The 20,271-nt window shown below is 63.2% G+C and carries 14 protein-coding genes; 6 read left to right on the top strand and 8 right to left on the bottom strand.

Annotation, left to right across the window (positions count from 1 at the left end; translation table 11 throughout):
• Position 1: 1 nt before the first annotated feature.
• The 3 genes from SH809_08595 to SH809_08585 all read right to left on the bottom strand — a co-directional run bounded on the left by SH809_08595 (position 2) and on the right by SH809_08585 (position 7,606).
• Positions 2-2,251, bottom strand: coding sequence for a hypothetical protein (locus SH809_08595; GenBank protein ID MDZ4699747.1), 2,250 nt, complete (start codon positions 2,249-2,251; stop codon positions 2-4).
• A gap of 11 nt (positions 2,252-2,262) precedes the next feature.
• Positions 2,263-3,885, bottom strand: coding sequence for a sodium:solute symporter (locus SH809_08590; protein MDZ4699746.1), 1,623 nt, complete (start codon positions 3,883-3,885; stop codon positions 2,263-2,265).
• A 298-nt stretch (positions 3,886-4,183) separates the two neighbouring features.
• The gene (locus SH809_08585) at positions 4,184-7,606 is read right to left on the bottom strand and encodes a carboxypeptidase regulatory-like domain-containing protein (protein ID MDZ4699745.1); all 3,423 of its coding nucleotides are present in this window, start codon (positions 7,604-7,606) and stop codon (positions 4,184-4,186) included.
• A 615-nt stretch (positions 7,607-8,221) separates the two neighbouring features.
• Here SH809_08585 and SH809_08580 point away from each other — a divergent pair.
• The 3 genes from SH809_08580 to SH809_08570 all read left to right on the top strand — a co-directional run bounded on the left by SH809_08580 (position 8,222) and on the right by SH809_08570 (position 13,525).
• Positions 8,222-8,911, top strand: a complete 690-nt coding sequence (locus tag SH809_08580; GenBank protein ID MDZ4699744.1) for a hypothetical protein — start codon at positions 8,222-8,224, stop codon at positions 8,909-8,911.
• A 127-nt stretch (positions 8,912-9,038) separates the two neighbouring features.
• Positions 9,039-12,059, top strand: coding sequence for a PSD1 and planctomycete cytochrome C domain-containing protein (locus SH809_08575; protein MDZ4699743.1), 3,021 nt, complete (start codon positions 9,039-9,041; stop codon positions 12,057-12,059).
• 14 nt (positions 12,060-12,073) lie between these two features.
• Positions 12,074-13,525, top strand: a complete 1,452-nt coding sequence (locus tag SH809_08570) for a DUF1501 domain-containing protein (GenBank protein MDZ4699742.1) — start codon at positions 12,074-12,076, stop codon at positions 13,523-13,525.
• Between the two features lie 9 nt (positions 13,526-13,534).
• Here the strand turns inward: SH809_08570 and SH809_08565 are convergent, their stop codons facing one another.
• Together SH809_08565 and SH809_08560 are read right to left on the bottom strand one after the other, a co-directional pair.
• The gene (locus tag SH809_08565; protein MDZ4699741.1) at positions 13,535-15,589 is read right to left on the bottom strand and encodes a serine/threonine-protein kinase; all 2,055 of its coding nucleotides are present in this window, start codon (positions 15,587-15,589) and stop codon (positions 13,535-13,537) included.
• Positions 15,590-15,896: 307 nt separating this feature from the next.
• Positions 15,897-16,223, bottom strand: a complete 327-nt coding sequence (locus SH809_08560; protein MDZ4699740.1) for a hypothetical protein — start codon at positions 16,221-16,223, stop codon at positions 15,897-15,899.
• A 221-nt stretch (positions 16,224-16,444) separates the two neighbouring features.
• Here SH809_08560 and SH809_08555 point away from each other — a divergent pair, with 221 nt between their 5' ends.
• From SH809_08555 to SH809_08545, 3 genes are all read left to right on the top strand, one after another.
• The gene (locus SH809_08555; GenBank protein MDZ4699739.1) at positions 16,445-17,158 is read left to right on the top strand and encodes a response regulator transcription factor; all 714 of its coding nucleotides are present in this window, start codon (positions 16,445-16,447) and stop codon (positions 17,156-17,158) included.
• Between the two features lies 1 nt (position 17,159).
• A complete protein-coding gene (locus SH809_08550; protein MDZ4699738.1) occupies positions 17,160-18,239 on the top strand; it encodes an ATP-binding protein in 1,080 nt (359 codons plus the stop codon).
• Between the two features lie 83 nt (positions 18,240-18,322).
• Entirely contained in the window at positions 18,323-19,084 is a 762-nt protein-coding gene (locus SH809_08545; GenBank protein ID MDZ4699737.1) for a queuosine precursor transporter, read from the top strand.
• 6 nt (positions 19,085-19,090) lie between these two features.
• On the opposite strand, the gene SH809_08540 is transcribed toward SH809_08545, so the two are convergent.
• The 3 genes from SH809_08540 to SH809_08530 form a co-directional block, all read right to left on the bottom strand.
• On the bottom strand, positions 19,091-19,411 hold the full coding sequence (locus tag SH809_08540; GenBank protein MDZ4699736.1) for a type II toxin-antitoxin system HicB family antitoxin: 321 nt from the start codon (positions 19,409-19,411) through the stop codon (positions 19,091-19,093).
• Positions 19,412-19,499: 88 nt separating this feature from the next.
• Positions 19,500-19,796, bottom strand: a complete 297-nt coding sequence (locus SH809_08535; protein MDZ4699735.1) for a type II toxin-antitoxin system RelE/ParE family toxin — start codon at positions 19,794-19,796, stop codon at positions 19,500-19,502.
• Positions 19,797-19,800: 4 nt separating this feature from the next.
• Positions 19,801-20,004 carry a hypothetical protein gene (locus tag SH809_08530; protein MDZ4699734.1) on the bottom strand — a complete coding sequence of 68 codons (204 nt, stop codon included), beginning with the start codon at positions 20,002-20,004 and terminating at the stop codon, positions 19,801-19,803.
• Between the last annotated feature and the right edge of the window lie 267 nt (positions 20,005-20,271).

Here is a 20,271-nt window from a genome sequence, read left to right as displayed (position 1 = left end):
GTCAGGGGCGAGGCATGAACCGGTCTTCCCAGTACCGCCACTTCGTATAGCCGACACGAGGCTCACTGCCGTCCGGCTGGAGGCCATGGGTATTGGGGAGCGCTTCCCGGACCGGTTGGTTGTTGTAGAAGATATTCAAAAACTCGGACGCCGCATAATCGACCCTGCCGGCGCGCTCTGTGGCGAGGAAGAAGTGGGCGTCGGTTTCGAAGGCGCCGTAGCGCGTCCGGCCGGCCTCCCAGGTGTACCGGGGCCGGATATTCGGCGTGGCTACCTCGGCGTCCAGGTCGACTTTGATCCCGAGCGTCGACACGCTGCCGTCGGCGCGCTCGATCCGGATCCCGACGCCCTGACCGCGGGGGTCGGGCGGGAGGAGCGAGATGCGGCCGAGCAGGGGCGCGAGGTCGGCGCCGGCGTCGTGCGGGATGAGGGCAGTGACGAAGACCTCGACATCGCCAGGGCGGTAATGGCTGGACTGGCTCTGGTAGATGGCTTTTTCCCACTGGCCGTGGCGCTCCTCGTCGTAGTAGCCGTCCGTTTTGGCATTTCGGGTCAACATCTGGATGAGGAGCCGGCGATCGGCCGGGAGCGCGATGGACTGGATGGAGTCGATCGACGTGTCGTACCAGCCGGGGCCGCGGTCGTGGATCTGACGGGTATGCCAGAGGAGCGTGTGAGTCAGGTAATCCTCCACCGTACTTTTTACCGCGTCTACTACCAGATAGATGCCATCCTCCTTCAGATAGGTGATGCTGCGGTCCCAGACGTACCCCATCGTCGCGTCGAGGACGCGGGTGCGGCTCATGTCGGCTTCGGCGCCGGCGATGAAGTCGATCTTCATCGTGCGCACCGGCCGGTAGGCGCCGGAGTTGCGGATGAAGTCGCGCACGGCCTGGAGGGTGTCGCGTTTGTTTTTGCGGACGACGAGGCGGTTGTGGAAGTAGTCCGACCGGTAGCTGCCATACGGTCCGCTCGGGAGGCCGTTGCGGTAGCCGCCGTCGTGGAGGAGGACCGATCCGCCGTCCATCAGCAGGCTGATGTCGTTTTCGTCGGCGTGGCCGTGGTGCATCTTTTCTTCCTCGACGGTCAGCGTCTGGCGGAGGTATTGCCGGCTGTTGAACCCACCGTCGCCCTCGTCGCGGTAGTTGAGGAGGAGGTAGGAACTGGAAGGCTCCCACCCGCCGCGGAAGACGATCTTTTTGCCGACCACATCTTCCAGCACTTCCTGGCTGCCGGAGGTAGGCGTCTGGAGGGGGAGGGATTCATCGGCCCACTCGTAGGCGAGGGCGAGGTGGGACGCGGCGCTGGTGCCGCGGCCGGGGTGGCGCATGCCGCGTTCGGCGATCTGGCGGGCGGCCCATTTGAGTTCGGGGTCGTCGAAGCGGGCGGCGAGCCATTCGAAGGCGGCCGCGAAGCGATCCCAGGAGGGATCCCAGGTGGCGTCGCCGAAGTCGGGCATGGTGCCGGCCGGCGTGATGAGGCGCTTGAAGTACTCGGCGTAGTAATGCAGGATCGGCCCGCTTAACAGGTGTTCGTTGCCGCTGATCTCGGCGTAGGAGAAGATCGACACGAGCCAGATGGGGTGGTAGGAGGAGGCATCTTCGACTTCCCATTGCGCGAGGTTGTCGCGGGCGATATTCTCGGCCATCTGCTTCCAGCGGAGGGCGTTCGGGTGGTCTGGCATGGCGAGGTAGCCGTAGTACCAGCCTTCGGCGCGGAGCATGGCCCGGTTGTGGGCGCCCCACTCGGGGAAGGAGAACTGGAAGTCCAGGCTGAAGGCCAGGTCTTCCTCGATTTTAGCCCGCATGCCGGCGTCGAGCGCCTGGCTATCGCGGATGCGGAGGTAGGAGCGGCTGTAGGGCGGGAGGAAGAAGAAGTTGGCGAGGGACGGGACCCCGTTTTCGTATTCGATGCGGGTGCGGTAGTAGTCGTCCGGATACGCGCTCCGGAGGTCGCCGTATTCGGCGAGCAGCTGCGCCGCGCGGGTGGCGTAGGTTTCGTCGCCGGTCTGTTGGTACAAAAAGCCGAGGATGTCGGCGAGGTAGATGGGCTGGGCGGTGGAGTTGTAGCCCCAGAGGACGCTGGGGTCCACATTGGCCCGCCAGCGTTCCACGCCCTCCGGATAGTCCCGCCAGCCCTGTTCGGCGGCTTCTTCGATGTAGCGGAGGTAGTTGGCTTTTTGGGCGCCGGCGGGGGTGTACACAACCAGCATCAGCAGGAGGCACGATGCGAGGAGGGGACGCAGGAGCATAACGCGGGGGGTTAGCCGGTGAAATAGGTCCACACCCCGATAACGATCACGGCGAGCACCAGGGTGAGGCCGAGGTCGCGTCGCCGCCAGCCATCGTTAGAAGGCAGCCGCGTGGCGTGGTCGATGGTGGCGAAGGTAAGGTCGTGCACATTCGCGGCCGGGGGCGGGTCGGTCAGCAGGCTGACGATGACCAGCACCGCGACGCACACCACAAACAGATAGGCGGCGAAGTGGAGGAAGTTGATGTCGGCAAAGGTGAACAGGAAGCCGTCTAGCCGGTCTTTCGATAACTCGGCCACGAGCCGGCCCATGCCGAGCACGAAACCCGTTAGCAGTGAGGCCAGTGCACCGCGCGCGTTCACCCGCTTCCAGGCGATGCCCACGAGGAACACGGCGGCGATCGGGGGCGCGATGTAGCCCTGCACGCTCTGGAGGTAGACGAAGATCTGCCCCGAAATCTTCCCCATGAAGGGGATCCAGGCCATGCCCAGGATCACCATGAGCACCGTAGCCAGCTGACCGACGCGCACAAGCGTGCGGTCCGAGGTGTCGGGCTTCCATTTTTTATAGATGTCCCACGCGATGAGCGTCGAGCACGAGTTAAAGACCGACGAAAGGGAACTCATCAGGGCGGCGAGGAGGCCGGCGATGACCAGCCCCCGCAGGCCGGCCGGCAACAGCGCGCCGATCAGGGTCGGCAGGGCGGCGTCCGGGCGTTCGAGGGTGATCTGGCCGGACTGCGCCAGCACGTAGGCGATGATGCCGGGCACGACGAAGATAAATAGCGGCAACTGCTTGAGCATGCCCGCGAAGATGGTGCCGCGCCGGGCGTGGTCGATGTTCTTCGCCGAGAGGACGCGCTGCACGATGAACTGGTCCGTACACCAGTACCAGACGCCGAGGATCGGGGCGCCGAAGACGATGCCTGTCCACGGAAACTCGGGGTCGGACATCGGCTTCCAGACGCTGAAAAAGCCGGTGCCGGCCGCGGCGTACATGTTATCCCATCCCCCTATTTCATTAAGCCCGATAAATGTCACGGCGAGCGCTCCCCCGATCAGGACGAACATCTGCAGCATGTCCGTATACAACACGGCCCGCAAGCCGCCGAAGACGGTGTAAATGCCGGTGGCGAGGGTGATGAATAGCGCGCCCGTCCACATGTCGATCCCCATCAACGCCTCGAACACGATGCCGCCGGCGGCGATGGTGATGGAGATTTTGGTCAGGATGTACCCCACGATGGAGATGCCGGCGAGATACCCGCGCGACCACTTGTCGTACCGGCGCTCCAGAAACTCGGGCATCGTGAAGACGCCGCTCTTGAGGTAGAAGGGGACAAACACCCAGCCCAGCAACAGTAGGATGAGCGAGGCGAGGATCTCGAACTGGCCGACCGCCACCCCGCTCGCCGCGCCCGTGCCCGCCAGCCCGATGATGTGCTCGGCGCCGATGTTGGACGCGAAGAGCGAGGCGCCGATGACGAACCAGCCGGCGTTTCGTCCGGCGAGGAAATAGCCCGCAGAAGTCTGCTCACTGGTTTTCTCGCGCCGGCCCACGCCAAAAGCTACCGCAAACACCGCGACGAAGTACACGGCAATGATCACCCAGTCCACGGTGCTTAAAACGTCCATACAGGTCTCGGTGGCGCTCCGGGTGGAAGGGAAACGCGGTTGGGGTCCAGAAGGGAGGTGGAATGAGCCCGTATCTTACAGATAATTAGGCAGGAAGTCTATCCTCCCGCCATCAACGCCAAAAGATCGGTTTGATGGTTGATGAAATGCATGGAGACAGGATGTATCGAGTCCACCCGTGTTCCCCGGGTCCTGCCGTGGTCCCTGCCAATTCCGGCCGATGGTGCCAAAAAAAGCGAGCCGGGCGACGTGCATGAACACATCACCCGGCCTGCTTACCCTGCTTGCAGGAGGTCGGTTACCGCAGCAGCGTCATCTTCCCGGTCTTCGATACGCCTTCGGCGGAGACGCGGTAGAAGTACAGGCCGCTGGGCATGGACTCGCCGGCGGCGCCGGTAGCATCCCAGCGGAGCTGTTGCTCGCCGGCGGGCAGCGCGCCGCTATAGAGCTCGGTGACGCGGCGCCCCAGCGCGTCGAAGATCGTCACCGAGACCGCCATCGGTTCGGCCAGCGTGAAGGCGATCTGTGTTTCGGGGTTAAACGGGTTCGGGTAGTTGCCGCGCAGGGCGACGCCGGACGGGAGCTCGGGGTCCGGCTCCGTACCTACGCTGGTGCCGGCGATGAGCGCGAAGTTGATCTCGTAGCGACCGGCGGCCAGGCTCAGGTCGGCCGCGGCGTCGAGGGACGTCGCGCCGTCATGGAAGCGGCTGACGTAGCCGGGATAGGTCGCCATGAGGCGGACGCCGACGCCGGGGGCGATGCCGGCGATCTCATACATCCCGTCTGGATGGGTCCGCACCGAGCTCAGGACCTCGCCGGCCTCGTTCATCGCATACACCGTTGCTCCGGAGATGGCGCCGCCGTCCATGTCGGACACGCGCCCGAACAGATAGCTGGCGGTGCCGGCGACCGGCGCCCCGTCCTCCTGGACCCCGCGGTAGTAGATCGGGGAAAGGTCGAAGTCGATCCCGGAAATCGCCGCGCCGTTCCGGATGTCCAGCCGCGTGGCGTCGGAGGGCTCGTACGTGTCGTCGTAGTACTCCAGCGCATGGTAGGGCGCGAAGCTCCAGACGATGAAGTCGCCATCCGGTAGCCCGGTCAGTTCGTAGCGTCCGTCGGCGCCGGCGAGCGCGGTGTAGACGCGCTTCGGATCGTCATCCACCATGGCCTGCACAATCGCGAAGCTGAGCCCGACGCTGTCCTCACTGGCGACGCGTCCGGTTATCCTGCCATCCCCTTCGTCCACACGCAGCAGCTCGACCTCGATGACGGCTGTCGCCCCACCCTTGATCTCCACGACCAATCGGCTCAGTTCGCCGGGGATGACGCTTTCCAGTAGGCGACCGCCCTGCGCAAAGACGTTGATAAAGTAGGTGCCGTTGGGCAGGCCGGTCAGTTCGAACGCGCCGTTGTCGCTCGCGAGGGTGTAATACGAAACCGGGTTGATCGCCCATGCCGCATAGTCCCAGTAATACGGAGAGGCTTCGATATAGGCCCCGCCCGCGGCCGTGCCGTCATTAAAGACGACGGTGCCGGCCAGTGTCCCGCTTGTCGGGAGGATTTCCAACGTGAAGTCGATCCCCGTCAGCGCGTCGCCGTCGTTGAGTTCGATGGGGGTCGCCTCCTGTGGCGTGTCCACACCGTCGTACCACTGGATGCCATACCCGCCATCCTCCCAGTAGCTCGCGCTGAGGGTGAAGGTGCCGGTGGGGAGATGCGGGAAGAGGTAGGCGCCCAGAGAATCTGTATATGCAACGTGTTCGGCGTACCAGATCGTCGAGTCCGGAATGCCGGGGTCGCCCGGACGGGTGGTGCCGTCTGGGCCCGGGTTGGAGCCGCCGGGTTCTGCAGGGTCGGTCCATGCGCTGTTCCAGGCGATTGTCACCATAGCGCCGGCCAGCGGCTGGCCGTTGCTGTCCTGGACTGTTCCGCCCAGCGAAGCCGTGCCCTGCGTGAGGGGGAGGGTGAGATCGACCGCGAGCGGATTCGATACGCCGTCCTGGAGGACGACCGGATCGGCCTCGGCCGGCGATGCCGCGTCGGGCCACCACCGCTCCACGCACTGCCAGAAGAAACAGGTGGAGGTCCAGACAAAGTACTCGCCATCGATCAAGCCCGTGATGGTGTACGCGCCGTCGGCATCCGTCATCCCGTAGCCGACCCCGAAGCCGATGTCCATCGGGTAGATGTAGGAGCCCGGCGAGGCAAAGACGGAGGCGCCGGCGATCGGATTGCCGTCCGTATCGAGGATACGGCCGGAGATGACGCCGTCCGCGCGGGGCAGGGTGAAGTCAATCCCCGCCGTCGTCTCGTCCTCGATCACCTCGACCGGGGTGGCCTCTTCACGCAGGTAGACGCCATCGTACCAGATCGAGGTGTAGAACACATCGTTCCAGAAGTCCAGCGCCACCCGATACCGGCCCACGGGCACATTCTCGAACACATAGGACCCGTCGGTGTCGACGCGGGCATAGGCGGAGAGGTAGATCGGGATGTCGTCGTAGGGTTCGAGACGCAGATAGGCCTGGGTGGCCGGCTCGCCGTCGGCGGTGGTCACACGGCCTGCGATGCGGCCCGTCTGGCCCACGGGGTCCAGCACGAAGTCGATGCCCGGCGTATCCGCGCCGTAGTCGACCGCGACGGGCGTGGCGTCTTCAAAGCGTGTCGCTCCGTCGTACCACGCAAACACGGCGAACCACTGGCCATAGGCCTGGGCGAGCACGTAATACGAGCCCGGGCTGAGGCTCGAAACCGTGTATTCGCCCGATTCATTGGTTTCGGCGGACACGATGGGGTCCACATAGGCCGAGTCCGGGTTGGGCGTAAAGGCGCGCTGGACGAAGATCGAGGCGCCGGCGATGGGCTCGCCGGCGGGGGTGACCACCCGTCCGGAGATCGAACCGCTGCGCTGGAGCGTGAAGTCAATGCTCGTAGCCGCCGCGCCATCCGCCACCACGACGGGTGTGGCCTGCTCGAACGATTCTACGCCATCGTAATACTGGCGGAAATACCCATCGGCCCAGGCCTCGACGACGTAGCGGCCGGCAAAAAGCTGCTCAAATCGGTAGTTGCCGTCGGCATCGGTCGCGGTCATTTCCTGGCGATAGGGCTGGTCGATCGGGTAGGCCACCACCTGCGCTTGCGCCAGCCGGGCGGCGCCGTCGCCGGCGAATACGACGCCGGACAGGACGCCCGAGCCGATTTCGAGGGGCTGAAGAAAGAAGTCGATGCCTTCCATCACCAGGTCGGGGGAGATAAAGAGGGGGGCCGCGCTGGCGAGGTCGTAGGCCTCGCGGTAGAATTGCGGCTGATGGCCGGCGCTGCCGGCCATGACGTAGTAGGTACCTTCCTCCAGGTTGGTGGCACGGTAAGCGCCATCCGCCTGGACCGTGGCGATCTGCCAGGCCGTCGGGTTTTCGAGTAGCCGCGCGGCCACCACCAACACCCATGCGGAATCCGGGGCAGTGGCGCCATGCACGAAGCCCGCGATGACACCCGAGCCGGCGCCGGAGGCATCACTTCCGTCGACGGCGCCGCTACCCGGCGTGCCGGCTTCGGTGGCTCCCGGCATCGCGGAGAGCTCGGCGCGGATCATCCGCAGCGCATGGAGGGCGCTCGCGGGGGGCGAGGGATCGATAGGGGGGGAGGACGATTGCGCATGAGCGTCCTCTCGCGCAACGAGCGACAGGAGGAGTAACGAGAGGGTTAAGAAGCGTCGCATGGGGATGAGGTTTAGTCCGATGAGTGCGCCGCATAAGGCAGCGTCGAAAGGCAGCGTTTAGACCGGAGTGGCGGGAGGTCTATTCCTTCGTTACGTGTTCGTTACGACTTTATCTCAAGATTCTCCGGCGTCGAGGGTATGCCGGCCTCCCAAAAACTGTCTAGAAGGGAAAAGGCCAAGATCACGCGACGCCCACTTGCCCTACCCGGGTCTGGTTTTGTATCGTTAGCGTAACCTTGTACAGGTTATGCGGACGATGGCCGGCGGTTTCCGCCTCTCATGCCGGCCATTACCCTCCCGGTCCGGGCAGCGTTGCGGGTCTCTCTTTCACTCTAGACCCTGTACCGCTATGAACTGGTTGAGCTTTGTAACCGGATGGTTCGTTGTTGCATCCCTCGCGCCGAATTACTGCTCTAACGACGACGGCGACTGTAGGATTGTCGCCACGTATTCCGTCGCCGACAACAAGACCTATTGGACAGCCGCTTGTGACGACCAATTTGTCGGTAATGGTGCCATGGGAGGGAATTCCATACCGGGCATTTGCGGCGCTTAAGTGACAGGTTGCACTCGTTTTCTAACTGGCTTGGTTAACCCAATACGAACGACATCTCTATGAAAAAACTATTCAACATGCCGCTGGTCGCGTTGTGCCTGGTGGCCGCTGCCTGTGAGCACGCGACGGTCCCGGTTGATGCGCCTGCCCAGGCGGTGGATATGGAAATCCTGGGACGCACCGGGCATTACAGCACCCCATGGGTTTTTGGCGAGGACCAGATGCCGGACGAGGAGCGCCAGGCTCTGGCTGAATCGGGATTAAAAGCCACGGTGGCGATTTATCAGATCATCGGCGACGCAAGCGATTGGCAGGCCGCACATGTCGCCATGAAGGCCTACATCGATTCAGATATGGAGGCCCCGCCGTACCTGCGCGAGCAGATGGCCAGTGTCCGGATGCTCGAGACGTTGTTCGCCACGGAGGATCGGAGTCCGGAGGCGCTGGAGGCGATCGCGTATTACACCGAGTTTCTGGTAGAGCACCGCACGCCGGAAGGGGGACTGCTGATCCACGCACTGAAGACGCTCTCGGCGACCTGGGCCCCCGAGAAAGTAGCCGCCGCGGCGGCGCGCGGTGTGGAAGGGGTGGATGCGTATCTGGCGAAACGGTATTACTGTGAAGCATGTACCGGCAAAAAAGGAGGGCTCTCGTCCGTGGGTATCGAGGGCGTCCAGGCCGGAGAGGATGTCTTCCTGATCCAGGTGGAGCAATCGCGGGATCAGCTCAAGGCAATGAGCGCGCTGTAACGCGCCTGCGCGGCCGGCCGGCGTCGCCGTAACGACGCCGGCCGATCGGTGGCCTCGATTACGCTTTTTTTTGAGCCTTCGTTTTGCTACACTGCCCGTACACCGATGCACTCCAAGCTCGAACGGCATGCGTAGTCCTCGTTTTTCACCCCTGTCCGCCGCCGGCCTGCTCGCCCTGTTTGGCCTGGCGGCCTGCTCACCGTCCGGCCGGGACGCGCTTCCCGATGTGGTGGATTTCGACGCGCACATCCAGCCCATCCTGTCCGATAACTGCTACGTTTGCCATGGGCCGGATGTCAGCACCCGCGAAGCAGGCCTCCGGCTCGACCTCCGCGACTCGGCCCTCGTGGCCCTCGAAAGCGGAGCCGCGGCCGTCGTCCCGGGCGACCCCGAGGCGAGTGAGCTCCTTCGGCGACTCAGGTCGGACGATCCCGAGGAGCGCATGCCGCCGCCCGAGGTGAAGAAAGTCCTGGACCCGCAGGACATTGCTCTCCTCGAGCGGTGGATCGAGCAGGGGGCCGAGTACCGCCCCCACTGGGCCCTCGTGCCGCCCGAGAAACCCGAGCCGCCCCGCGTGCGCCGGCTCGTGACGCCGGAGAACCCGGTCGATCGCTTCATCGAGGCGCGCCTCATCGACGCCGGCATCCCGCCCGCTCCTAACGCCTCTAAAACCAGCCTCCTCCGCCGCCTTTCGTTTGTCCTCACGGGTCTCCCTCCTTCACCCGAAGGCCTGGAGGCGTTTCTGGCCGATTCCTCGCCCGATGCCTACGAACACCTCGTCGACCGCCTCCTCGCCTCACCGCATTTCGGCGAACGCTGGGCCAGGCACTGGATGGATGTCGTCCGCTACGCCGACACCAAAGGCCATGAGTTCGACTATCCGGTCGTCGGCGCCTGGACGTACCGCGATTACCTGATCCGCGCCTTCAACCAGGATCTGCCCTACGACCGCTTCGTGATGGAACACCTCGCCGGCGACCTGCTCGAGGAACCCCGCCAGAATGTGGAAGAAGGGTATGACGAGTCGGTCATCGGCACACTGTTTTATGCCCTCGGCGAAGGGACCCACAGCCCGGTAGATCTCCAGATCGACGAGGCCGGCCGCATCGACAACGTCATCGATGTCACGGGCAAGGCTTTTATGGGTCTGACAGTAGCCTGTGCCCGGTGCCACGACCATAAGTTCGACCCGATCCCCACCACGGACTACTACAGCCTGTACGGGATCGTCAAAAGTACCCGGTGGGCGCTTCGAGATGTGCGCGTCACGCCGAACCTCGTCCGCCAGGCCGAGGCGCTCGACCAATCTGACCAGGACCTCCGCGCGGCGCTCGGCCGGCAGTGGCTGGCGGAACTGGAAGCGCTCGACGAACCGCCCGCCACCCTGCGCCCCGAACGCCCCCTCGCGCCGGCCGACACGGGTGTGACGGTCCTGGCCGACTTTCGGACCGGGACCGACCTCGATGGCTGGAGGGCCGACGGCCTCGCGTTCCGTCCCTCAACCGTTTCGGGCGTACCTGTCTTCGATGGAGACAGGCTGACGGCGCTCCAACTCCCCCGCGTCTCCAGCGCTGCCCGATCCCACCGCCTTTTTGGGACGCTCCGGTCGCCAACGTTCACCATCGACGCGGACCACATCACCGTCCAGGCCGCCGGCCGCCACGCCCGCGTACGGCTCATCATCGACAACTTCCAGCTTATCCAGTACCCCATCTACGGCGGCCTGGAGCAGGCATTGGACGACTCGACGATGCAAGAGTACACGTTCGACATCGGACGCTGGAAAGGCCGGCCGGCCTACCTCGAACTCTTTCCAGGGTATTTCTCATCACAAAAGCCGGTGCTGAAGGATAGCGCCTACGTAGAAGTCGAGTATGCCTGGATGTATTCCGGCGACCTCCCGAGGCGAACCGAGCCAGCTGCGTCCCTTTCCGGGAAAGAACTGACCGGGGCCCTGGCCGGCGCGGTGCGGGGCTGGATGGCCGGTGAGGCATCGTATGAAGCCGTTTCGCTGCTCAACGATGCTCTGGACGCCGGCCTCATCTCCGCCGACGTCGCCGCGGTCGCTGCGGACCGCGCGCTCCGCGCTGAGCGGGAGGCAAAGCTGCCGGCGCCGGTCCTGGCCATGACCATGCTGGACGATATCGGCGTCGACCAGCCGGTCTTTGTGCGCGGCAATGTGGTTACGCCCTCGGAGGAAACCGTCCCGCGGCGGTTCATGCACGCGCTGCAACGGGGCGACGCGCCCTTCGAGGAAGCCGGCAGCGGCCGGCGCTCGTTCGCCAGCGCCGTCATCGACCCTGCCAACCCGCTCACCGCCCGGGTGATGGTGAACCGGATCTGGCACCACGTGTTCGGGAAAGGGCTCGTTGAAACCGTGGATAACTTCGGGCTCCAGGGCGCGCGTCCAGAGCACCGTGAGCTGCTGGATTATCTGGCCGTTCGTTTCGTCGAAGAGGGGTGGTCGGTCAAGGCGATGGTTCGCCTCCTGGTGAACTCCGAGGCGTTCCAGCGGTCGACAGCCCCCGTGGATGAGGCCATAGAACAGGATCCCCAGAACCGGCTGTGGCACAGCTACCCCGTCCGCCGGCTCGAGGCCGAGGCCATCCGAGATGCCATGCTGTCCGTTTCCGGTCGGCTCGACCCAACGATGTACGGCGAGCCGGTCCCCGTCTATCTCTCCGACTTCATGACCGGCCGGGGCCGGCCCGGCGATTCGGGGCCGCTCGACGGGGACGGCCGGCGTAGCATCTACCTCTCCTTACGCCGCAACTTCCTGTCGCCTTTTATGCTGGTGTTCGACATGCCGATCCCGTTTTCAACGTTTGGGAGCCGCAACACCTCGAACGTGCCGGCTCAGTCCCTGGCGCTGCTCAACGACCCATTCGTGGCGCAGCAGGCGGAAGTCTGGGGCCGCCGCATCGTCGCCCTCAAGGAACTCGATGCCCCGAGCCGCATCCGCCTGATGTACACCAGTGCGCTGTCTCGCGAAGCGACGGCCGGCGAGGTAGACGCGGCCCTCGCTTTCCTGGACGAGCAGGCGACGCTGTACGGCTTGGAGCCGGCGTCTGCCGCGAACGACACGCGTGTCTGGCGTGATTTCGCCCATACGCTGTTTAACCTGAAGGAATTTATCCACCTCGTCTGAGGCCTCGAACCGCTATGAATCCTCATCGCCCCTGCCACGCCATGTCCCGCCGCGAGATGCTCGCGATGTGCCGCAACGGATTCGGTTCGGTCGCCCTCATGAGCCTCCTGGGCAGCGCCGCCTTCGGGTGCCGCGTCGTCAGCGGGGAAGCCACGGCCCTCGCCGGCATGCCGATGGCCCCACGCCGCGCCAACTTCATCCCCCGCGCCCGGAGCGTCATCTTCCTGTACATGGACGGCGGGGTCTCGCAGGTCGATTCGTTCGACCCGAAGCCCCGCCTCGATCGCGAGCACGGCCAGAACCCGTACGCGAAGTTCAAGGTGGATAATACCCAGTTTGACGATATCGGTACGATCCTGAAAAGCCCCTGGGCTTTTCGGAATTACGGGGAGTGTGGGATGCCGGTCAGTGACCTCTTTCCCTACATGGCCACTTGCGCGGACGACCTCGCGCTCGTCCGGTCGATGGTGTCGCAATTTCCCGAGCACACCAACGCGAACTATTTCTTGCACACCGGCATCGGTATCCAGGGCCGGCCCAGCATGGGCGCCTGGGTCACGTATGGGCTGGGAAGCGAAAATCAGGACCTGCCGGGGTATGTGGTGATCGATGGCGGGTTGGTGCCGCCTGGCGGGCTCGACAACTTCAATAGTGGGTTCCTGCCGGCCGCCTACCAGGGCTCGGTGTTTCGCGCCGGCGATACCCCCCTCGCCAATGTACTCCCCCTGGAAGGAGACCCCCGGCTCCAATCCAACAAACGGGCGCTAATGGAGCAAATGGACGAGGGGCTGCTGGGGAAGATCGGGCCGGCGGATCAGATCGAATCGTCCATCGCCAACTACGAACTCGCGTTCCGGATGCAGGCGTCGGTGCCAGAGTTGACCGACCTCTCGGCGGAGTCGGCCGCCACGCGCCGGCTGTACGGGCTCTACTCGGACGACCCCCACACACGCAGCTACGGGATGCAGTGCCTCCTCGCGCGCCGGCTGGTCGAACGCGGCGTGCGCTTCATCGAACTCACGTGCCCGCGCGTCGCGGCCGACCGGTGGGACCAGCACGCCGGCCTGATTGACGGCCACGAAAGGAACGCCCATGCCGTCGACCAACCCATTGCCGGCCTGCTCAACGACCTCAAGGCGCGCGGACTACTCGATCAGACGCTCGTGGTGTGGGCCGGCGAGTTTGGCCGCACGCCCTTCGCACAGGGCTCGGATGGGCGCGATCACAACCCGTCGGCCTTCAGCATCTGGCTCGCCGGCGCCGGCATCCGGGGCGGCACGATCTACGGGGAAACGGACGAGTACGGCTATCGGGTGGTAGACAAGCCGACAACCATCCACGACTTGCACGCCACGATGCTCCACCTTCTCGGCCTTGACCACGAACGGCTCACCTACCGTTTCGGCGGCCGCGACATCCGGCTTACGGATGTACACGGCCATATCGTGCAGGACATCCTGGCCTGACGATCCACGCTAACGAACTGTCACCGTGTCGGCCCGCTGCACGCGGAACTCGATGAGTTGCTGGCTGCCGGCCTCGATGTTCACTCGCACCGGCTCGGACGTCTGGTACCCCTCGGCGCGCACTTCGAGGGAGCGCACACCGATCGGCGCCTGCACGGTCATCGGCGTGAATTGCCCCGTCGGCCGACCATCCACCCAGATCTCTGCCGGCACAAAGACACTGTTTTCATCGAACGAGGTTACGTCTACCGCCGCCGCCTGCGTGAAATCCACGACAAAAAACTGGACGTGGTCATACCGGGGGACGACGGCGCGCTCCCAGACGCCAAACGCGGGATGTCGAATGGACAACTGGTGCGTTTCAGGCGAGGCCATCAGGGTGTGCAGCCCTTCCGCGCGGCTCACCACTAGCGAGTCGTCCAGGAAGATGTCGCCCCGCGGCACGATATGCAGCTTGATGGTGCCATCGCGGGGTTTCAGGGTGTGGGTCATCGCGACCGTTCGGCCGGCGGTCACATCCACCTCGGTCGTGATGGCGTCATAGCCCGCCAGGGTTATGGCGACGCTGGCCGTGCCGGGGGGCAGAGCCGCTCCGTTCGTCGGCGTCTTCCCGGATAACTTCCCATTGATCACGACCACCGCGCCGGACGGCGACGAGGTGATCGCCAGCCACCCCATCCGCGGCCGTGGGGCCGCGGGTTTTGCCGGCGCCGGCGTAGCAGCCGGAGGTGTAGGTTGGGATGCGGGCCGCTCGGCCGCTGGTGCTGGCGGGGGCGGATGATCGACGGCTGTTTCCCCGGGGGCCGGCTGGCCGGGGGCCGGCAACGTAGGCGTCGTAGTGTTGGGCGGCTGGATAACGGGCGGCGTCGGGGTGCTGACGACGGTCGAAGGATTGAAGGCGACCGTGGCCGGCGGGTTTGGGTTGGGCGCCACGAAATCAGGCGTCGTTGCCGAGGCGCTCGCGGGTGGCGGGGTCGATGGCGGCGAATCGGCCGCTGGCGCCGCCGGCGGCAACACACGAGGCGTCTCCGCCCGCGCAACCTTGGGCCCTTCGAGGCTCAGCACTTGAAACGGGTCGTCGCTCTGGGGCTTAAACGCGTAGAGACTGCCGGAGGCGAATAACACCGCTGCTAGCGCGTACGCCGCGGTCACCGGGTTGAGCATGCGACGGAACTCGCCGCGCCACCGGCTGCGCCGCGGGGCGCGGACAGGCTGGCGGTTGCTCGGCTCCGCTAGCTGAATGTCCTGCAACATCGCACGCACCGATTGATACCGGTCGTTTGGATGTTTGCGCAGCGCCTTCATCGTGATCTGGGCGAGCCGGCGGGGCACATTCGGGTTCAGGCGCGCCGGGTTCTGGATGAGTGCGTCGTTCAGCGTGTTGCGCACCACGAAATCCGGCGCCGTCTTGTCGAACGGCAGCGAGCCGGTCAGCATTTCGTAGAGAATGAGGCCCAGGCTGTATACATCGGAGCGCTCATCCACCTGTCCAGGTGAGCCGAGGTGTTCGGGCGCCGGGTAGCCGCGGATGTCCGAGTCGTTGTAAGAGAGCGGCAACAGGCTCACCTTCTTCAGCATCCGGGCTACGCCGAAGTCCATGATCTTGACGCGCCCCTCGGCCGTCACGCGGATCCGCTCGGGTTTGAGGGACTCGTGGAAGATACCCAGGCCGTGCGCGTAGTCGAGGGCCTCCATGGCCTGTTGTAGGAGCGGCACGCCGAGGCGCCAACGCGGCCCCTGAACCTGATCCAGATAGGCCGACATCGGTACACTCTCCACGTATTCCATGGAGATGTAGGTGGCCTGGTTGGTGTCCCGGATATCGTAGATGGTGACGATGTTCGGGTGGCTGAGCTGCGCGAGTCGGCTCGTCTCGAGCTGAAACTGCTGCACGAAAATGGGATCCTGCGTGAGCATCGGATTGACGACGCGCAGTGCAACCGGTCGTTGAACACCCAGATCCGTGGCCAGATACAGGGTGCCGAGCACATCCTGTTCCAGCACGGATTCGATGCGATGACCGTCGATGATGTGGCCGTTATCCAGTCCGGAATGCAGACTCATACGAATCCCCTGGCTCGAGGCGATCGCCATCGTCTCGCAGCGTGGGGGGCGTAGGCTGAGAAATACTGTGTAGAGAAATACGGTGCAGAAAGCGCGATGTGCGAGGTGACGACAGATCCCTTGAGCGAGTGCAGGGACGTGTACAGGCCGTCGTGGGTCGACGTCTGGATCTCACGCTTTGTGTGTCTCTTTGTACACAGAGTATATCGATGCCGCCGGCAAACGGCATACCGATATGTGCTTCTTGGATATGGGCTTTTGGCGCATACTGTATGCGCCGGCCGGCGGGGCTTGCCCGGGCGGGGTTTCAGACTCGGTTTCTCTTCAGCTTCTGACCGGTGATCTTCTCGAGGCGCGCATTGAATTCGCGCATCATCACCTCCTGATTCGTATCGATTCTTCCTTGCGCCGCCCGCTCGCGCATCAGCTGCAACCCTTTCTGCAGGATACGTTTCTCGTTGGTACGATCGCTTTTACGCTTGTACAGAATGGCCAGCCGTTCGTACGGAAAAAGCGAGTCCGCGTCTTCCTCTACATTGTTTTCGTAGATGCGAATCGCATCGTCGAACTTGCCTTCGTTCTCTTTCTGCTCCGCGATCGCGTTGCGCTTGAACCAGCGCTCGTAATTCTTCATCGCGAGTGTCGTTTCTGGTTAGGCGGGGGCTTCGAGAGCACATTGCTCTCTTGAAGGGATCGGATTTTGGGGTGGATTCTTTAGCTGAAAGGCCGTTTTTTAATGATTGGATAACATGGCCTTACCGGAAGCTTCATCGCCGCGGCCTTATTATGCAGGCGAAAAAACGCTCTGGTTCGTATTCCCGGCGCTGCGTTCGCCGAAGCCAATCTCTATTACTTATGCCACCGCGGACACCATCTGAAGCCGCCCGTCGCCGCGTACTTGTCGTGGACGACGAAGAGGACTTGCTCGATCTCCTGCAGTACAACCTCGAAAAGGAGGGGTTTGAAGTACTGCTCGCCAACAACGGGGTAGATGGCATCGAAGTGGCCAGGAAGGAGGAGCCGGATCTGATCGTTCTGGACATCATGATGCCCGGGCTGGATGGCATCGAGGTCTGCCGGCGCCTTCGGAGCGACGCGGTCCTCCGCGACACGCCCATTCTCATGCTCACGGCTCGAACAGAGGAGTCGGCGCAAGTCCAGAGCCTCGAAATCGGGGCGGACATCTATCTGCCCAAGCCTGTTTCCATCCCGGTGCTCATCAGCCAGATCAAGGCGCTGATGCGCACGGCGAATCGGGGAGAGACCCTGCCGGCGATCCTGGTGCTTCAGGACATCGAGATCGACCGGGACCGCTACCTCGTGGTCCAGAAAACGGGGAAAGAGCCCATCGAGCACCGGCTGCCGCGTAAGGAGTTCGAGTTGCTCTATTTCCTGGCCTCGCATCCGGGCAAGGTGTTCTCGCGCCAGGACGTGCTCGACAAGGTGTGGGGCCACGATGTATTCGTGGTCGACCGAACCGTTGATGTACACATTCGTAAAATCCGCGAAAAACTGGGCAACGACACGATCGAAACGGTAAAGGGGATTGGTTACAAATTCAAAGCCTGAGGTGGATGTTGCTGGAAGCGAAGTGCCGCGGGCGCCGCTCCAGTTCAGTCGGTTATCCCTGAAAATCGCACTTCTTGTTGCCACCGCGTTGCTTGCCGCGTTGTTGGGTATCCACTTCCTCCTGGCCCCGTTTCCCTTCTGGCTGCTGGCCGGCCTGCCGCTCTTCATGCTCGCGGCGGCCTACGGTGCCTCCTATCGCCTGCTCGCGCATCGCATCCAGCTGGCACGGACCACCCTGAAACAGGTCCGTAACCACCGTTTCGAGAATCTCGAAGCCGCCCACCTGCCGCGGGGGGATGAACTCAATGGGCTGATCTGGCAGGTCTATCGGGCCGGTCGGGTGCTCGAGAAAGAAATCCAGGGGATGAAGCAGGTCGAGAACTACCGTCGCGAGTTTCTGGGGGATGTGTCCCACGAATTAAAAACGCCCATCTTCGCCATCCAGGGCTTCGCGGAAACGTTGATCGCCGGAGCGCTGGAAGACCCCCGCGTGAATGCCGCCTTCGTCAAGAAGATCTTGAACAATGCCCTGCGGCTGCGTAATCTCACGAACGACCTGTCCGAAATCTCGCGGATCGAAACTGGCGAGTTACAGATGGTGATGAGCGACTTTTCGCTGTCGGACGTCGTGAGCGAGGTGGTCGAGGGCCTGGAGGACATCGCGAAGGCGAAATCGGTGTCGCTCCATACGCGGATCTCCGATGCGCTTCCGCGGGTGCGCGGAGACCGCGAGCGCATCCGGCAGGTGCTGATCAACCTGGTGGACAATGCGATCAAATACAGCAATCCAAATGGGCTGGTGGAGCTGGTCTGCCGGCCGCTGCCTTCCGGGTTCGTCAAGATCTCCATCGTCGACAACGGCATCGGCATCGCGCCGCATCATCTGCCGCGGCTGACCGAACGGTTTTACCGGGTCGACAAAAGCCGGTCGCGCCTCCAGGGCGGCACCGGCCTGGGCCTCGCGATCGTCAAGCATATCCTCGTCGCCCACGACACCCAGATGATGGTCGAAAGCAAACCGGACAGGGGTTCGACCTTTGGCTTCATGCTCAAAAGCGCTTCCCCGGCTCAGCAGGCGTGATCGGTCGCCAATTTCCCGTCAGGGCTTGCTATTCGCGCCTCCCGGTTGCAGATTAAGCCGGTTATTTCAATCTCCTCCGTGGTATGATGCAGGAAGCTTACGTCTTGAGCCGTGCGCAGAAACTCTATGTGGTCTGCGCGGCGGTGTTTATCACCGCGCTGGTGGTGGCGGAAGCCACGGCCAGCAAGTTCTTTACGGCGTTCGACCTGCCTTTCACCATACGCATCCTTGGCCAGCAGTTCACGACGGTGGTGATGACGGCCGGCGTCATCGCGTTTCCGATCACGTTTATCGTGACGGACCTGATGAACGAGTACTTCGGCCGGCGCGGCATCGCGTTCGTGTCGCTCCTCGGGATGGTGATGATCGGGTTTGAGTTTGTGCTGCTTCAGATCGCCATGGGGGTCCCTACGGCGCCGAATTCGCCTGTCACCGCCGAAGCGTTTGACATGGTCTTCGGCGCCACGGGCCGCATCATCTTCGGCAGCCTGATCGCGTATTTCATCGGGCAGCTGGCTGATATCACCATCTTTCACTATCTGCGGCGGGCCACCGAAGGCCGGCACCTCTGGCTCCGCGCCACGGGGTCCACGTTCGGCTCACAGTTCCTCGATACGTTTATCGTCCTGACCGTGGCCTTCGCCGGCCTGCTGTCGTTTCAGGAAATCCTGGCGATCACGCTGTTTAACTACAGCTACAAGTTCATCATCGCCATCCTGATCACGCCGGTCATCTACGCGATTCACTGGGTGATGGACCTTTACCTCGGCAGGGAAACCGCGCAGGCGTTGATCGACGAGGCCGAGGGGAAGGAGCGGAAGTCGGGGTTTGATATGGGGATTTGAGGGGCGTCAGCTGGCCGTCGCCAGTTTTTCAGCGATCCACTGATTCAGGCTCTTCCCTTCCCGCTGTGCTTGCACATAAACGTCGCGATGGAGTTCGGGCGACAGCCGCACCATCAATCGCCCTGAAAACGGTCTGTCAGGCTCTTCCCCTCGTTCCGAGCAATACGCCAGGTAGTCGTCGATCGATTCGCGGAAGGCGCGCTGTAGATCCTCAACGGACGTGCCCTGGAAGGTCACGACATCCTTGAGGTCGAGCACTTCTCCGTGAAACAGTCCGGCCTCGTCGTCGAATTCGACGTGGCCTGCGTATCCTTTGTAGTTCAACATAGGGTTATTCATCTGGCGATATTCCTGCCTCGACAAGGAAGCGACGCATGGATCTCAAGGCCCCTTTGTCCCCAGTTTGAAGGTATCGCTACTCAAACCCGCCGAACTGACGCGATGAGTGTAGGATAGTAAGGATCAATACCTCTTGCGCCGTTTCATCGAAGTGGTACATTATCCGGTACTCTCTGTAGATTACCTCTCGGAGTTCCTCATCTTCCGCCTCGGGAATCATACGACCCGACCGAGGAAATGCCTGAAGCCTCCGCGTAGACTCAAGCATCTGCTCTTCAAAGCGCTCGGCAAAGGAAGGAGAGGCGTCGCGATACTGGTCGGACAGCACTTCGAGATCCTTGCGGGCCTGTGTCGACCATCGTAAAGTAGACATTCCGTTACCGCGTCTTAGAGCCACGACGCTGGCGGAAGTGGGCTTCGATTTCTTCTTGCGTCATCGTCTGGCCCAGCCGCCCCTCCTTAAGGCCTCGCTCGATCTTGTGGAGCACGAACAAGCGTTCGAAGGCGTCGTCAAGCGTGGCATCTTCCGGCAGTTCCGAGACGGCACGGACGATATCGGATTTTGTGATCGTTTCGGACATGGCGATTTGGGAAAGGTGTTTCGGGTCGAACGCGATCCACAGGTTGATGTTCTCTTTGGTGCACGCCTCGCTGGCCCATTACTCCCGCGCCACCACCGTGTCGTAGAGCCCGTAATGACGCAACCCCTCTTGGCTCTCAATCCCCGTGTAGCTTAGCGAGGCATCCTCCGCCGGCTGGAAGGAGGTCCCCGCATGTCCTGAAGGACATACGGGGATGACAGGACGCGTTTAAACAATCACCACTCGGCGCTCGTCCTTGTCCCTCCG

This window comes from Rhodothermales bacterium, from assembly GCA_034439735.1.
Classification (GTDB): domain Bacteria; phylum Bacteroidota; class Rhodothermia; order Rhodothermales; family JAHQVL01; genus JAWKNW01.
The sequence above is the reverse complement of the archived record's forward strand: the minus strand, read 5'-3'. Positions and strand labels throughout refer to the sequence as shown.